We start from the raw sequence: 15,791 nt of genomic DNA, 5'->3' as shown, positions 1-15,791 counted from the left end.
CACCTCGCCGCCGCACTCACCTGCTTCAAGAAGCTCCCCACATGAGACACGCTCTAAGCGTCGCTAACCGCCACCGACCCAGCGCTTTACCGTACGGCGCCTTGTGGACGGCGACGAAGTTTTGCTTGCGGAAACGATGCCTGGCTGCTCCATGGCGAACACGACGCAGAGCGCAGTCCCCTGCGCTACGACGTTCATTTCGACCCCGCGAATGCGCGGATCGCGCGAGTCGATTCAGCTCTCGCCTGGGAGGCGCTGCTGAAGGCGCGTCCCCGCGAGCACGGCGGGACCGTGTTTCCCGATTGGCCGTCGATCGCCCAGCAGTGGGACGCGGTCCACGTATCGCTCAGTGGACTGCTCTGAGCCGCTGATATCGCAGGTTCCCTACGGGAGGTGACACCACCGGATACACACACTGCCACTCCGGCCCGTACATCGGTGTCGCCGAGTGGGCTGTTCCGAGCACCGCCTGGCTTCGTCCCTCAACCCACATGAGGGTCGAGCCCACTCCTCCCGCTGCTGGAACGTAAGGGTTCGCCAACCGGACGACGATCCGCTTGCGGGATCGCGCCTCAGTGTCAGCAACCCGGGTTCGGTAAACATGCCCGGTCAGCAACCCGGGTTCGGTAAACATGCCCGCTCGAGGTTCGGCTTTCGGTCGGCGATGTGTGTCGGCCCACACCCCTGAACACTGACCCCATTAATCCGTCATCCCTGGATGGAGTTACGAATCTGCTCCAGGTCGCCTTGCGTAATGGGCGTCGCGGTCATAAGGCGCCATTGCCAGTGGTCGTCTGACCACTCGACGCTGTGGCGGTACCGGCTGGCTACCTCAGGAGCGATCAGGGTGGGCTGAGCTTGCCGGGGCCACCGAGCCAGCGTCGGGTGACCTTCGACGGTGAGTGAGGCGACGACTTCACCGGTGTGTGAATCACCGACAACGGGTTGGACGTCGACCCCCGTGGGCCACTACCTGGGTGCGATCTCCTGTGCCAGAAGATGCACTTTTCGGAGGTGATCAGGGTGCCGGTGTCGTTCGTTCTCAGACTGTGGAGCGATCTCACCGTCCCAGTCGAACGTGGTGTCCGGCAAGTGCTCATAGTGCCCGGCGGCGCGCCGGGCGCCGCCGGGCAGGGAGCCGGAGTCCTGCTGTCTTTATCCACTCGTGTTGCCGCTCGGGCAGTGCAATTGTCAGCGCTCCGCATCGCCCCCTGTCAACGGACACGAGAAAGTCCGGGATCCCGGGTGGCGACGTGTTTCGATTGCCAACCGCGTCGCGCTCTTTCAGCTCCTCTGGATATTTCGCCAACTCTCATGAATCTCATGGCTGTGTCAGATCCGGGGCGCAACATCGCCCCGATCCAGTGACGTTGCGCTGGGCGCAGGTTCGGGCATGCTCATCTGCTGCATCCCGCGCACGATCTGAACCGGATGACCCGCACCCAACGATATCGACCTGAAACCTTCCGTCCGACTTGCTCGCCCGAGACTCACCGGATCTGGTGTGCCCGATGCTCATCATTTTCGTCAGCGCCCTGCTCAGAGCCGAGGCGGTCAGCGTGTGCGGTGCCGACTACAGCATCGAGCTCCACGGCATTTTTCCCGGCCGTCTCCGTCATCAAGAGCGTGACCAGCAGCGAGATGACAGCGGCACCGATCACGTAGTAGGCCGGCATAAGTATCACCCCGGTCGCGTCAGTCAGATAGGTCAGGATCAGGGGGGAGAGCCCTCCGAAGACGCAGACGGGCAGTTGGTACCCGATGCCAAGGCTGGCCGCACGGACGTTCGCCGGGAACCGTTCCGTCACTGCGGCAGTGAACGGCCCCACATAGCCCGCATACAGGGTCCCAAGTATCAGGTACGCGAACAGGATCGCGACGAAGCTGCGATTCTGCAACAACAGGAAGGCCGGATAGATACCGATTATGTGCCCGACTGCCGCACCAGCGAGTACTGGCTTCCGGCCGACGCGATCGGAAAGCGCCCCGAACACCGGCGCTAGGACGAAGAAGGTCAACATGCCTGCGATGCCGGCTGGCAACGACCGTGACAGCGGAACATCCAGGAAGGTCTTCAAGTAGGTGGTGACGTAGGTAAAGCTGACGTAGAGCGAGACCGTGAGGAGAAGGACCATGCCGGCGATTGTGAGAATGGCGCGCCAGTGCAGGCGGACGGCCTCCACCAATGGCAGCTTCGGAATTGTTCCGGCCTTTTTCGCAGCTTCAAAAGCCGGAGTGTCGTCCAGCCTCAGCCGGAGGTACAGGCCGACCAGGCCGAGCGGGAGAGCGAGCAGGAAAGGCAACCGCCATGCCCAGGACTCGAGCGCGTCCTGTGACACCACCGCGCTGAGGACCAAGGCGGTCAGCGCGCCCAAGGTCAAGCCGATGCCGGTACTGCCGTGCAACCACGACGTGAAGAAGCCACGGCGGCCGGGCGGCGCATGCTCTGCGACGAAGCTTGCGGAACCGCCATATTCACCACCTGCGGATAGACCTTGCAGCGAACGACACACGATCAGCAAGATCGGGGCGACAAGTCCACCCTGGTTATAGGTCGGCAGCAGACCCATCGCCGTCGTGGCGCCAGCCATCATTAGAATGACGGCCAACAATGTATTTCTGCGGCCGATCCTATCCCCGAGGTGCCCGAAGAGCAGGCCGCCGAGGGGGCGCACAAAATATGCCACGCCGAACACGCCCAATGTTGCGAGGAGCGAGTTCAGCTCGTTGTCCGATGGGAAGAAGACCTGGGCCAGAACGGGCGCTAACAGCGCATATACGGCAAAGTCGTAATACTCGACCACATGGCCGAGCACCGCAGCAAGAGTTGCTCTGATCGGGGTCGGTGCCGTGCGGAGTTCACCGGTCGTGGATGGTCGGGACCGTGTCATAGTGCTTCCTTATCTGCGAAATTGCACCTGTGCAGTTGACCGCGGTGCCTGCGGTCAGCACCGTGTAGCCAATTCCGGATTGCTCTTGTGCTCTAGTTCAGAGGTACTACGACGACCTCCGAGCGGGGAACGAGGGCAGTCGCAGCAACTGCAGATCTCAGGTTGGGTTGGTACATCGCTACCTTTCTGTGGCTTAACGAGGCGCTGGCAGAAATGTCTAATAGTTACATCCTTTGTCGATGTATCCACTGACTGTTATATGTAAGACTTAAGTGAGGGTGATCACATCAGACGAGCACTTGCCTGTCAAGGCTCCACACGAAGCAATCGAATCGACCGGTGCGATCCGGTCTGCAGCGAACATCGCGCGCACCGCCACCCCACATCGCCGCACTGCGCAGCAAGATCGCCCTGCTCCGCGAAGAAATCGTCGAGCCGGCCACCCCGGTGCCGCTAGGGAACGCCTCGGTCAACGAGCCGCCCACCTGAACAAACTCGTCGAGCAGCATCAGCAGACCCGCATCACGAACCGCGAGGAGACGGACATTGACCGATGACGACGACCGGCGTGCCATCACCGCGGCCATGCAACGACTGTTCGGAGGAACACCGCTGCGCTCGTCGGACAAGCTCGACATCGTCAGCCTCGCACAAGAAGCCGGGGCGAAACGAAACAACCTGACCCACAAGCACACCGACCTCAAAGATCTCTTCTACGCGCAGCGACGAACCCGAGACGGCGTCCCCGACAGCTCGTTTGACGGTTTTCGTCAGTCGCAGAGTGACCGACACGTCGGCGCCGGAGCGGATCGCGGCGCCGATGATGGGGTGCCCGTAGAACGCCGAAGCGCCACGGACCAGGGCTTTCGGCCCCGATCGCGGTGTGGTGCCCGCGACCGATTCGGCGGAGGCTGCGCGGAGGCGGTCGACGGCGGCCAGGGCGTCGGCGATCATCCGTGCGCCCCTCGTGGCGATCCGCACACACCGCGCCGCAGTCGTTGTCCGACGATCACCGGTGCTGAGGCGTCGGTGGTGCTCGTGGCGATTAGTGCGTTTCAGCCCTCCATCCAGCACCAGGTGGCACAGGCCAGCCCCGACTATCTCGCCGAGTCACGAGCCGCGTCCACTGAACGCGCCCGCACCATCGCCGAACTGACGGAGGTGCACGAGGCAACGCTGTCGTCGATCCTCGGAACCCTCCGCTCGAACGACCTCGACGATCGTCGGTCGCGCATCACCGCGAGCGAGACCGCATCGGCCGCACTGATCGCCCTGCGATCGGCGGGTGCCGCCGACCGCGCCCACTCCGAGGAGGCGGTCACCACCGCATTCGCACGCTTGCAGGGCGAACTCGGCCCCTGCTACGTCACCGCGACGTCGACGTCGACGTCGACTACGTCGACCCACCCGCCGACGGCCGTCCGCTCCCTGGTGAGGTGGCGCACGCGGCGCGGGCGATGGTCCGCGCCATCGTGCTGGCCTTCACCGCCCAACCGGTGCTGACCCGAATGCGGATCGCGTGGGACTGCGACGGCGACAACGTCCTCATCGAGGTGCGCGACCAGGGGCCCGGTGAGATCGACCGAACAGCCCTCACACGCCAGCTGGCTGGCCGGCTGCACACCCTTCGTGGCCGGATCGACATCGAATCCATCGCCGGATGGGGAAGCCGGGTCACCCTGACCATCCCCCTGGATCCACCGGCCGTCCGACCGGACGAGCACCTGCTGTCCACCCTGAACCCCCGCGAACTCGAAGTCCTCGCCCACCTGGCAATGGGAAAACGCAACCGCGCCATCGCCGAGGAACTCGGAATCAGCCAGAGCACCATCAAATTCCACGTCGCGAGCGTGCTCAAGAAACTCGACGTCGCCAACCGGGGCGAAGCCAGCGCGATCGGGATCCGGGCGGGGATTGTCTCCGGCGAGGCACAACCAGCGCTCGGCCGAAGCTAGAGACCACAAACCATCTAGGCGGCGTACGCCCAGGTCAACCGTGCTGCGGTTGCGTCGACGCAACATTGACCGACATAATGTGAGTGCCCGAGGCAGTAGCCGAGGGAAGTGGTTCGTGTAGGAGGTCTCCGGGGCGTAAGTACCCCTGTAGGCAGCCCCACCAAGCGGTTTCCAGCCTTGCGCGCCCACCTCACACGAGGGGCCTCTCCGATCCGGAGGGGCCTTCTTCGTCTCTTCAGAGCCTCACCACGGTGACGCGGTGCGCGATCTTCGCTCGCATGCTGCCACTTCGCCCCCAGGCCCACGCATGCACGTCGGGGATCCACAGCAGCGGGTTGGTGGGCCGGTCGTGGGTGTACACGAACGGGGGATTGCCACCGAGTTCGTCGCGGATGATGCGGTTGTCTTCGCGGTCCTGATCGCAGGACTCGATGACCACGTTGGTCACCGACATTTGTGCCAGGTCGCGGACGGCAGCGGTCAGGGTGACGTCGCGGGCCTGCCGCTCATTCACCTTCTTCGAGGTCATCAGGTAGATCCGGCTGGTCGCTTCGAGCCGGGCCACTTCGGAGACGATCTTCGGGGCCAGTTTCTTTCCGACACCGGTCATGTGGATCCGCGAATGCCCGGGCGGCCGGAGCGCGTTCATCTGCTTGCGGATGCTCGTGAGGTCGCCGGGGGCGACGGTCACGGCGCACAGGGTGTACTCGCCCCGTTTGGATTCGTCGATGAACGCATGCACGCGAAGCAGTCTCTCACCCGCTGTCGACAACCTTCGCAGGCTTGTCGGCCTCGAGCCCCGGCCAGCCTTCCGGCGTATGCGGCGAAGGAAGAATGGAATTGTCAGAATACCCGCATAGGCTCGGCCGCATGTACCCCGGGTTGATGGACGCCATCATGACCATGCGTTTCGAGCACGAATGGCTGTCCGACGAGTTCGTGGCCGAATCGAAGCGTCAGGCCGAAAACGAGACGGCGAAAAAACACCACTACGTACCGCAGATGTACTTGCGCCGATGGGCCGTCAACAAGTTGGTACAACCCGTCCAGGTCGACACCGGCGACGTGCATCCTCCCCAGCCACCGAAAGATGTGGCACACGAGAAGAACTTCTACAGCCTCCCGGCAACCGACAGCACCATGGACACCCCGCTCAAGTGGATCGAGAAGCATCTGTCCCGCATTGAGGACACCTGCGCGCACCGGCTGGATTCGCTTGAGAAGTGGGGCGCTGGAGTGGTTTCGGACGATGCCCTGAAGAAGGACCTCGCCGTATTCCTCGGCATGCAGATCACGCGGACGGTCAGTAACCGTGAGCGCACCCTGGTCCTCGTCAACGGCCCGGATGCGGCCAAGCGGGAGTTCCTGAAGCAATCAGGTCTCGGCCCGGAAGCGATCGAGGAATCGATGTCCAAGCGGCAGGACGACCCGAAGCACGAGGCCCTCGACCTGATGATCAAGGACGTCCAGAACGTCACGGCGCTCGGACTTCATCTCCGAGAATGGGCCGTGTACCGCACGGACGCGCCTCTCGTCACTTGCGATGACCCGGTCATTTTCCTCGCGGGGCCTCCGAATACCAGGGACCGCGCGGGTGTGGCTGGGAACAGTGCGGTCGCCCTCTACCCGCTGAATCCATATCAGGTGTTGGTGATGTTGAAGCCCGGACTGCACCATCGTGGCCCGTACCGGCTCGACCACACCGAAACGGACAGCATCAATACCGAGGTCGTCGCAGCCGCCACCAAGACGACGTTCGAGCGGCCCGGAGACGAGATCGCGGTCAAGATCGAGGTTCCCCCATGGCCCGAGCGGCAGGAACTCGATGACGAGACAGTCGCACGCCTCAGTCCGCAATCAGCCTTGAAAGAACTCCTTACCGATGCGGCTCCTCGTACGCGGTGGGTCGACCTGCACACGGCACCGCCTTGGCCCGTGCCGCGATGGTACGGAAACTAGGATGGCCGAAGTCACTGAGGTCGAGGTCTCCGGTCTTCCGAGTCCTGACCGATGTGGGTCGAACTGGGCCAGTAGGTTTCGGTAGTCTGAGTTGCGTTCGGTCGAGAGGCCGGCAACACGCGTGGGAGCGAGTTACTGGTTTGGTCACCGGAATGCTTCTCTCTCGGTAGACCCGACTTGCAGGTTGGGTCCGAGCGTGGCAGGCCGTCAATTGGACACTAATGCCTGCCACGCTTCGTCATATCTGGGGTGTGTTCGACGCAGCGGGAGGAGATCTGGTGGCGTACAACGTGAGCCCGGACGCGCCTCCGACCCGCCTGGACCCGGAGGCCGGCACCAGCACCACGCCCGCATCGAAGCCCGCCGGCCATCGTTCCGCCGACACCTACAAAGACCGCGCACAGGAGCGTGACTCGGCGCGGGAGCTCGACCGGATGGTCGAGGACGCCGAATTCACCCGTGCTCGGAAGGACCTGGAGCGGGCCTTCCCGCGAGCGGCCGTGCCCGAGGTCTCCGAACGTAAACGCCGCGAGCTGCCGATCCCGGATTCGATTCGCCAGCCTCCGAGTTCACGTCAGCGCAAGGTGCGCTCGGTGAACAAGCTCAAGGCGCAGTCGCGGTTGCCGGCCGTCGGTTACACCGCGGTGAAGACCCTGATCGATGACCCGGACCGGTGGAACACGGTCGGCGAGGCGTTGTCGAATGCACGCGGTGACGCGCAGCAGCTGGAGGAGAAGATGCGGTCCCAGGTCCAGCGTGTGGACCGGGCGATTCAGACCGCGGAACGGTTCAACGACCGAGGCCACATCCTCTACTGCACGGTCACCCTCCCGCACACGGTGCCGCAGGAAGCGGTCAACCTGCCCTCGACCCTGCAGCCGGGGCGGTCGGTAACGCGTGAGCTCAACACTCGCCCACGGAAGAACCTGGAGTACGCAACTCCCGCCACGGTGTTCAATGCCGAGCGACGGGCCACTGCTCACCGGCGCCGTACTGCGCTGGAACTCGCGATGCCGACTGCGGTAACGTAACCCGTGAGCTGGGAAGACCCAGATTTCAATAGGCCTGTGTTGCAACGACAGTGAGAATCCGCTGCACCCAACCGGCGATCTTCACCGGACGGGTCAAACGGCGATCCGCCAGCTCAGACCGATGCCGGTGAACACCCCTTTCCAGAACGCGCCGGTGAGGGTTCGGCCTAAGGGAAGACAGCTCGCCAGCCTATTCTGCTCTCAAGCTCAATGTTTCGAGTCGCCGATCGGAGAGAACGGCGTCGACTATCGCCCCGTCGTTCGTCGCAAGCAGGGTGCTGTCCGAGTCGATTCCGGTCGCGACGCACCATGTCGGTCTTCTGGCCACCAGAAGTTGGGGCATAGGTACGGATTGGGGAAGTCAGGGAGGTCGTGATCCGCTCGCGCGGTGCGATAGGTGAAGTCGGGTCCTTTCTCGTTCGCGGCACGCTTCCACTCGACGCTGACTTCGGCGATTCCTTCCCAGATCAGTCCAAACTGAGCGGCGTCCGCGAGTAGTTCTTCGAGTGGTCGGAGGACCTCGTGCGGAGGGCCGCCCAGGCTCGGATACCGGTCGTAGACATTGTCGAACACATTGGCAGGCTGGTCGCCGACGAGCTGGTCGAATCTGGACGTGGGTGTGAGCACGGTGCCGTAGAAGGTCGCCACGTCATGCCATCGAACTAGGTTCTGTCCGTAGTGAGCGGGATGCAGTATTCGAACAGTAGTATCGAATACGGACGACATCCATGCGTGTCCCTCCTGGTCATAGACGTGGGGATACGCGAAAGGAGCGAGCCACTGAGCTGGCTCGGTGGATGAATACTCGGACCATGCGATCAGTCTCTCCGTGCTCATCGTGACGCGATCGTCGGACACTCCATTGTGTGCTCGTGACGCCCGGAAGTTGGCGGATCGGATCTTGCGCCGTCCGTGCGATGGGTTCCACCATGTGACGATCGTTAACCGGTCAGCGATCCCGCTCCGGCACGAGGGTTGCAGGCGGCCGTACATGCGCTCGGCGGCGATCTCGTCCCGCTGGTGGTTTGGCAAACGGTAGCCAACCCCCGCCCCGTCGGGTGTAGCCGACAAGTGCCGACCGGGCCGGCGAAGTCGACACCTTTGTTCAGGGCCGTGTGGTTACTGGTCACGAAAGCAGTAGCGACAGGTGAGCTGCTTGGTTTCGCAGTGCGTCGATGTGGTGAAACATCAGGTGGAAATGGTTGATGTGTCCGGATATAACCAGGCCGGCGACGAGGGTGCCGGCAGCGGATCGGATTGGCACTGAGACGCAGGCAGAGTCATTGCGCAGTTCGCCGACCTGAGTGGCATAGCCCTGATCGCGGACGAGGTCGAGGTGCCTGCGGAGTTCGCTGCGCACGTGGACGGTCCGGACCGTGAGCGGTTGGGGGCCTCCGCGCTGGAAGGTCGAGTCGAGCCTGTCCTTCTCGGCAAGGATCAGCTTGCCGACGGCGCTGGCGTGGAGGTGCTGGTTGAGGTAGTTCTCGTCGGACCGGCACGGGTACTCCGGATCCGGGGCGATCAGGCGTACCACTGTGTCGGTGTACGAGTAGAGGCGGACACCGAAGCGGATCTCGTTACGTAGCTCGGTGAGGAGATCGCGGGCGGCTGTGCACACCGTTGGTCTGATGGCGGTGTTGGCTAGCGCGGCGACCTTGTGGCCCAGTGCGAAGCAGCCTGGACGATCGGGCCGACGAAGGACGAATCCGTCGTCGACCAGAAGCGTCAGCACCCTGTATACGGTCGCGGGAGGTATGGCCAGTGTGTCTGTGATGTCTCTGGCTGTTACTCCTTCGCCCACGCGAGCCACTTCCGCGAGGATTCTTAACGCGTTCTGGATCGCCCGTGGTTGACGTCCCGAGATAGCAGGGGCGGAGGCCGCAGTCTGAGCATTCACGCTTCATCCAGATACGAGTTGTTGCTGTGACATTCTGCGCCGCAGCGGTTGTGGGCCCGGCCCCGTGGTTTGTCGACTGATTGGCGTCGACGTCGGGCCGGGGTCGGGCAGGCAACGCGTTGAGGCCATTGTCGGTTGTTTCCCTCGCCGTTCACCGCAACAACGCTGGCCTCGCGGCGAGGGATGGTTGCCATGACCTCCGCAGTCGCCGGATCGACGACGTCCATGCGGGCCTGATCGTCAGTTCCGTAGGCGACTTGTGATGGATTGGAGGAAGGCGACTGTCTCACTCTCGCGATTGGTGGATTCGCTGTCGGTAGTTCCGTAGGCACGGTTGGCGGACAGCTTGACGATGACGGCATTCGTCGACGGGTCGACATACACGAACTGGTTGTACACGCCGATGGCGCTGAACTCGCCACGGTTGCCGGCGGGAATCCACCACTGGTAGCCGTAGCCGAGGTCAAATCGGTGGGTCCCGACGATCGGCTGTCCGGGCTGCAGATGCGTGCCGCTCAGGACCACGGAATTGCGTACCCACTCCTCCGGGACAATCTGCTTGCCTTGCCACGTGCCGCCGTTGCGGTACAGCTCGCCGAGCTTTGCGAAGTCCCGGGCAGTCATGTTCAGGCCCGCGAAAGCGACCTCCATGCCGGCCGAGTCGACCAACCAGTGCCCAGGTGAGGTCATGCCGAGCGGTTCGTACAGCTTTTCCTGCATGTAATCGGTGATCGAGCGGTTCGTCGCCCGCACCAGCAGGGAACCCAGTACCTGAGTGTCGCCGGAGTTGTAGCGGCAGATCGTGCCTGGCTCGTTCTCGCGGACGACGCCGGCGACGAACTCGTCGAGGGTGCCTATGCCGCCCATGGCAGCGTTGAGGCGAAACACATCCGACTCAGGGTCGTGGTAATCCTCGTTCCAACGCGCACCGGACGACATCTGTAGGACCGCTTTGATCGGGACGCCGTCGTACGCAGAGCCCGGGTCAACGGGTACGTAGGCGCTGATGGAGTCGTCGATGTTCTTGATGTGGCCCTCGGCGACGGCAATACCGACCAGTGTCGAGATGAAACTCTTCGCGACTGACATGGAGATCCACGGAACATCAGGTCCACCGGTGAGTGCGTAGCGCTCGTGACGGACGACTCCCTCGACAAGTACCAGCAGCGCCGCAGTGTCGGTCTCGACGAAAAAGTCCTCGAACGACTTAGACATGCCCCCGAACTCATACGTTTCCGGCAGTGCAATCGTGTCACCGGCCGGCCATTCGTACGGTGTCGACGATGGTGTCAATTCGCTAGCGGGGAGAACACTCGCCAGCCGACAGAAGTTGTCGTGCTGGGGTGCCCCGGTGAACAAACCCAGCCCAGCGAGCTTGGCGATTAGTTGGTCGGTCATGGTCGTCCTTAGGTAGGGGTTGCCGGGACGGCAGGGGGCCGCTTGCCCGGATCTGTTCCCGCGGAAGCGGGACCACACAGTCGGCACTGTTGGCGGAAAGTAATCCCATATAGGCGGTTCGGGGTGGGTGCTGGCACCGTCGAGAGCAGCCACCTGTCATGGGAGCGCAGATGCCGGGCGCCGCGGAGGTGTTTCCGGCCGAACGGGGCGTCGGGCAAATTCGTTCATCTGCTGTATACTGAAATTTAGCAGTACCAAGTGGTTAGCACAACCATTTGGTACCCATAATTTTGATTCTCCGGTGAGGTTAGGATTCGGTGATGAACGCAGAGCGTGTGGACGGTCGTACCCTTCGCTACCAGCACCGACGCCCGGAGTTGCTGGCGGCGGCAACGGAGTACGTTCTCGATCACGGCTTCGGGGATGTGTCCTTGCGTCCGATCGCGCATGCGCTCGGTGTGACGCACGCGACTTTGCTGCGGCACTTCTCGTCGAAGGATGAGTTGCTGCTGCAGGTGCTGGAGAAGATTCATGCCGATTTCCAGGAACGACTGAGAACCGATGCCGAACTGCGCGCCGCGGATTCGACAGCGGCTTTCGTTCGCATCGTGTGGCGCCGGTTGTGCGAGCCGCGCGAGCAACGCCAGTTCGTATTGCTGTTCGAGCTTGTCGGGCGCACAGCGCGGGACCCCGACCGTGGGGGGCGGCTCGTGCAGTCGATCATCAACGACTGGCTCCTGCCCGTCGAAGAGCGGTTGGGACAAGAAGGGTGGCCGCCCGACGAAGCCTCGACAATGTCGACGCTCGTCTTGGCGCAAGTGCGTGGTCTGCAGCTGGATCTCATCATGACCAGGGACCGCGACCGGGTCGATCGGGCCTTCGAATCTACTGTCGATCTGGTGGCCCGTCCAAGAGTCCGGTGACCGAGGACCGACACGCACGTCGTGTCCCCTGGTTCGGCAAAGGGTAACGACCCTGCGCCGTATCGGTGCGGTCTCCGATTCCGATGGGCGAGATCGACTCTGGCCCGGCATGGCCGAGCTGGAGTCGATCTCGACTGGAGGACCCTAGGCCTGCTGTAGTAGTTGATCTTTCGCGGCCGCGTACTCGCGGGTGAGGCGTTCGACGATCTCCGCGGCCGGGACGACGGCGTCGACGGCGCCGATGCCCTGTCCGGCGCCCCAGATGTCGCGCCAGGGCTTGGCTTCCGTCTTCGCGGCGGTGTCCGCGTCCTCGCCGACACCGAAGTTCATGGCGGACGGGTCCGACACGGCGAGGTTGTTCGGGTCGAGTCCGGCGGCCTCGATGCTGCCGCGCAGGTAGTTGCCGTGCACCCCGGTGAACAGGTTGGAGTAGACGATGTCGGACGCGGTGGAGTCGACGATCATCTGCTTGTAGCCCTGGTCTGCGTTGGCCTCTTCGGTGGCGATGAACGCGGAGCCGACGTAGGCGAGGTCGGCGCCGGCGGCCTGCGCGGCGAGGACCGAGCGGCCGTGGGCGATGGAGCCCGACAGCAGGACCGGCCCGTCGAACCATTCGCGGATCTCCTGGATCAACGCGAACGGCGACAGGGTGCCCGCGTGTCCGCCCGCGCCGGCCGCGACGGCGATGAGGCCGTCGGCGCCCTTCTCCACGGCCTTCTTCGCGAATTTGTTGTTGATGACGTCATGGAGGACGATGCCGCCGTAGCTGTGGATGGCGTCGTTGACGTCGGCGCGGGCGCCGAGGGACGTGATGACGATCGGGACCTCGAACTCGACGATGGTCGCGAGGTCCTCGTCGAGGCGGTCGTTGCTCTTGTGGACGATCAGGTTGACCGCGTACGGCGCGGACGGTGTCTCCGGGTTGTTGGCGTCGTGTTTGGCGAGGGCTTCGGTGATGCGGGTGAGCCATTCACGCAGGACGGGCTGCGGGCGGGCGTTCAGGGAGGGGAAGGAGCCGACGATGCCCGACGTCGACTGGGCGATCACCAGGTCGGGACCCGAGACGATGAACATCGGCGACGCGACGACGGGCAGGCGAAGCCGGTCTTGCAGGATGAGGGGCAGGCTCATGGGTACTCCTTGTCGGGAAGTCAGTTCGGGAAAGTGATTGTCACTGCACGGAAAGGGATTGTCACGGCACAAGTGAGCCGGCTTCCGAAGCCCGGAGGTCTTTGCGAAGAATCTTGCCCGCCGCGGACTTGGGCACGATGTCGATGAACTGCACCTTGCGGACCTTCTTGTGTGGGGACACCCGCTCGGCGACGAACGCGATGACTGCGGCCTCGTCCAGTTCGGTGCCCTGCTGCTTGACGACGAACGCCTTCGGCACCTCTTCACCCTCGCCGTTCGACACTCCGATGACGGCGGCGTCGGAGATCTGCGGGTGTGTGAGCAGCAGCGCCTCGAGTTCGGCGGGTGGCACCTGATAACCCTTGTACTTGATCAGTTCCTTCATTCGGTCCACGATCGTCACCACGCCCTCCGAATCGACGGTCGCGATGTCGCCGGTGTGTAGGTAGCCGTCCGCATCGAGGGTCTCGGCGGTTGCTTCGTCGTTGCCGAGATATCCGGCCATGATGTTCGGGCCCTTGCACCACAGCTCACCAGGCTTCGACACCCCCTCGGCCGGATACGCGATCTCCTCGCCGGTGGCCGGATCGATCAGCTTGCATTCCATGTTGGGAAGGGTCAATCCGACTGAGTTGCGGGGGATGTCGTCTCTCTCGAGAGGAATGAGGTGGCTAGCAGGACTCATTTCGCTCATTCCGAATCCCTGCAGGACCTTGCATCCCAGCCGCTTCTCGATCACTCGAGCCAGGTGGTCGTCGAGTGGGGCTGCGCCCGACAGCATCACTCGGACGCTCGATAGGTCGTAGTCATCGACGATGGGGTTCTTGGCCATGGCCACCGCGACGGGCGGCGCGATGTAGATGTAGCTGCATTCTTCTTCCGAAACGGTGCGGAGGAACTCGACCAGATCGAATTTAGGCATCGTGACGAGCGTGGCTCGCTGATGCAGTGTTGCGTTCAGCACCGCGGTCAATCCGTAGATGTGGAAGAACGGAAGGACGGCCAGGACACGTTCCTGCGGAGTGATTCCGAGCCATCGCTGAATTTGGCAGAGGTTGGCGACCAGGTTGCGGTGGGTGAGCCGGACGCCCTTCGGACGGCCCGTGGTCCCGGACGAGTATGGCAGCACTGCGAGATGTGTTGCCGGGTCGAAATCGACCTTGGGTGCCGGAATCTGTTGTGCCAGCATTTGTTGTAGTGACGGGTGTTCGTCGCCTGTTCCATCGAGAACCAGGACTCGGTGTGCGCCGATTCCGGCAGCGCGAGCCGCGGACCACGCCTGAGGAAGGAGCGCCGACGTGGTGAAGAGGAACGACGCCGAGGAGTCGGTCAGCTGTTTGGTGATGTCCTCTGCGGTGTAGAGCGCATTGATGGGGGTCGCAGTCCCTCCTGCGCGCAGGATGCCGTGAAACGCGACCGCGAACTCCGGTGAGTTCGGGGCGTGCAGCCCGACCACATCGCCGACAGTCAGGCCTTGGGCGGTGAGTGCGCCGGCTACCGCATCGATGCGTGCCACCAGGTCGCGATACTCGACGGTTGTATCTGAGCTCCGGTCGCGGAACGCGGTCCGTTGCAATTCTTCGTCGGACAAGGTGCCGAAAAGAAGGTCGTACAGACTCGATTCGGGGATGACGACGTCAGGGTGTGGGCTGGTGAAACTCACGGATGTACCTTCCATTTCGGCGAGGTGAGGGACGGTTGTGATCAGGCGACCAAAGTGGACGCCGAAAGCGGTCGACGCCGTGCCGGGTGCCGCGGTCCGGTCCCCCTGCAATTTGCCGAGGGCAGTGACCGCCGAGGGGAAGACGGTTGCCTTGATCGTCCCCAGGGTGTCGGAATCCTTCCCCAACAGAGGGTGGCAACCTCGAGCGCGGTATCGAAGAGAGGACACCGTCGGCCGGGGCGGTGCGGTCGACCAAACCGTGCGCCCGAGCCTCGGTGCCGTCGTAGCGATGTGCGCTATCCGTGCACGTGGGGGCCGGGCGGGTCGATCGGTCCTTATAGCCGCGTCCGCCAGGCCGGGTGTGCCGACATTCGAATATCCGGTAATGCCACATCGCGACTACCTCGATCCTGAGAGGCGCCGTCATCGGGACGGCGCGAACACCGAATCTAGCAGTACCAAACGGTTAGGTAAACCAGTCGGTACTACTAAATTCCGGGGCACAGTCCCGAGCGGTAGTACAAGGCTGCCGGCGGCCGAGGCCGACGGCCTGAATTCGCAGATCGGGGAGAACAGGATTTGGCTGTCCGGCGGCGAACGGCAACGGCCCGCGATCGCCCGCTCCCTGCTCACTCAGCCACCGGTGCTGCTGCTCGATGAGCCCGACCTCGAGCGCCGGTTCGAGGTGACTGTCACCCGTGGCCCCGCCGCCGTCGAAGTCACGGACAGTCGAGTTGGTGGAGTTGGTCGCACATCGCGCTCCCTGCGTGCGGGTGTGACGCGTGCGATGAGGACGCGGAGGACGTCTTGTGGGAGTTGGCTGAGTACTCCGAGGCTCTGACTGCCCGGCAGCTGTGAAAACGGATCACCGGCAGGTTCTCACGATCCTCGAGCACTCCTGGGCCGGCAAAGGCTGGTTCGCAGCGGCAAGACGAGACCACCT

At 63.4% G+C, this 15,791-nt stretch carries 11 protein-coding genes and 2 pseudogenes; 6 read left to right on the top strand and 7 right to left on the bottom strand.

Annotation, left to right across the window (positions count from 1 at the left end):
• Positions 1-1,490: 1,490 nt before the first annotated feature.
• The gene (locus tag QM693_RS20020; RefSeq protein ID WP_283353235.1) at positions 1,491-2,816 is read right to left on the bottom strand and encodes an MFS transporter; all 1,326 of its coding nucleotides are present in this window, start codon (positions 2,814-2,816) and stop codon (positions 1,491-1,493) included.
• Positions 2,817-3,230: 414 nt separating this feature from the next.
• Here QM693_RS20020 and QM693_RS20015 point away from each other — a divergent pair, with 414 nt between their 5' ends.
• Positions 3,231-3,380 (top strand): hypothetical protein, encoded by a 150-nt coding sequence (locus QM693_RS20015; protein WP_283334057.1) that lies wholly within the window; start codon positions 3,231-3,233, stop codon positions 3,378-3,380.
• Between the two features lie 258 nt (positions 3,381-3,638).
• On the opposite strand, the pseudogene QM693_RS20010 reads toward QM693_RS20015, so the two are convergent.
• Positions 3,639-3,946, bottom strand: a pseudogene (locus QM693_RS20010) (IS1380 family transposase); the annotation flags it as partial.
• Positions 3,947-3,953: 7 nt separating this feature from the next.
• Here QM693_RS20010 and QM693_RS20005 point away from each other — a divergent pair.
• A pseudogene (locus QM693_RS20005) lies at positions 3,954-4,846 on the top strand (helix-turn-helix transcriptional regulator); the annotation flags it as partial.
• A gap of 235 nt (positions 4,847-5,081) precedes the next feature.
• Here the strand turns inward: QM693_RS20005 and QM693_RS20000 are convergent.
• On the bottom strand, positions 5,082-5,588 hold the full coding sequence (locus QM693_RS20000) for a hypothetical protein (RefSeq protein ID WP_283353234.1): 507 nt from the start codon (positions 5,586-5,588) through the stop codon (positions 5,082-5,084).
• A gap of 41 nt (positions 5,589-5,629) precedes the next feature.
• On the opposite strand from QM693_RS20000, the gene QM693_RS19995 reads away from it, so the two are divergent.
• Positions 5,630-6,805: a DUF4238 domain-containing protein gene (locus QM693_RS19995; protein ID WP_283353233.1), complete on the top strand. Its 1,176-nt coding sequence runs from the start codon at positions 5,630-5,632 to the stop codon at positions 6,803-6,805.
• A gap of 278 nt (positions 6,806-7,083) precedes the next feature.
• The gene (locus QM693_RS19990) at positions 7,084-7,836 is read left to right on the top strand and encodes a hypothetical protein (RefSeq protein ID WP_283334062.1); all 753 of its coding nucleotides are present in this window, start codon (positions 7,084-7,086) and stop codon (positions 7,834-7,836) included.
• 1,126 nt (positions 7,837-8,962) lie between these two features.
• On the opposite strand, the gene QM693_RS19985 is transcribed toward QM693_RS19990, so the two are convergent.
• Both QM693_RS19985 and QM693_RS19980 read right to left on the bottom strand, forming a co-directional pair.
• Entirely contained in the window at positions 8,963-9,733 is a 771-nt protein-coding gene (locus tag QM693_RS19985) for an IclR family transcriptional regulator (RefSeq protein ID WP_283353232.1), read from the bottom strand.
• A 240-nt stretch (positions 9,734-9,973) separates the two neighbouring features.
• Positions 9,974-11,209: a serine hydrolase domain-containing protein gene (locus QM693_RS19980; RefSeq protein WP_283353231.1), complete on the bottom strand. Its 1,236-nt coding sequence runs from the start codon at positions 11,207-11,209 to the stop codon at positions 9,974-9,976.
• Positions 11,210-11,451: 242 nt separating this feature from the next.
• Here QM693_RS19980 and QM693_RS19975 point away from each other — a divergent pair, with 242 nt between their 5' ends.
• Complete coding sequence (locus QM693_RS19975) at positions 11,452-12,054, top strand: TetR/AcrR family transcriptional regulator (protein WP_054248762.1); 603 nt, start codon at positions 11,452-11,454, stop codon at positions 12,052-12,054.
• 144 nt (positions 12,055-12,198) lie between these two features.
• On the opposite strand, the gene QM693_RS19970 is transcribed toward QM693_RS19975, so the two are convergent.
• Positions 12,199-13,185 carry an NAD(P)H-dependent flavin oxidoreductase gene (locus QM693_RS19970; protein WP_283353230.1) on the bottom strand — a complete coding sequence of 329 codons (987 nt, stop codon included), beginning with the start codon at positions 13,183-13,185 and terminating at the stop codon, positions 12,199-12,201.
• Between the two features lie 61 nt (positions 13,186-13,246).
• The gene (locus QM693_RS19965; protein WP_283353229.1) at positions 13,247-14,848 is read right to left on the bottom strand and encodes an AMP-binding protein; all 1,602 of its coding nucleotides are present in this window, start codon (positions 14,846-14,848) and stop codon (positions 13,247-13,249) included.
• A 289-nt stretch (positions 14,849-15,137) separates the two neighbouring features.
• Here QM693_RS19965 and QM693_RS19960 point away from each other — a divergent pair, with 289 nt between their 5' ends.
• The gene (locus QM693_RS19960; protein ID WP_349307510.1) at positions 15,138-15,689 is read left to right on the top strand and encodes an ATP-binding cassette domain-containing protein; all 552 of its coding nucleotides are present in this window, start codon (positions 15,138-15,140) and stop codon (positions 15,687-15,689) included.
• Positions 15,690-15,791 lie beyond the last annotated feature (102 nt).

It is taken from the genome of Rhodococcus sp. IEGM 1305 (assembly GCF_030058635.1).
In the GTDB taxonomy this organism is placed as follows: Bacteria; Actinomycetota; Actinomycetes; order Mycobacteriales; family Mycobacteriaceae; genus Rhodococcus_F; species Rhodococcus_F opacus_D.
This window is presented reverse-complemented; position numbering and strand designations above follow the sequence as displayed.

What these genes read in the sequence shown, in the direction of transcription:
- QM693_RS19975 (WP_054248762.1), top strand. Translation starts at nt 11,452, where the DNA reads ATGAACGCAGAGCGTGTGGACGGTCGTACCCTTCGCTACCAGCACCGA.
- QM693_RS19970 (WP_283353230.1), bottom strand. Translation starts at nt 13,185, where the DNA reads ATGAGCCTGCCCCTCATCCTGCAAGACCGGCTTCGCCTGCCCGTCGTC.
- QM693_RS19960 (WP_349307510.1), top strand. Translation starts at nt 15,138, where the DNA reads ATGTGCGCTATCCGTGCACGTGGGGGCCGGGCGGGTCGATCGGTCCTT.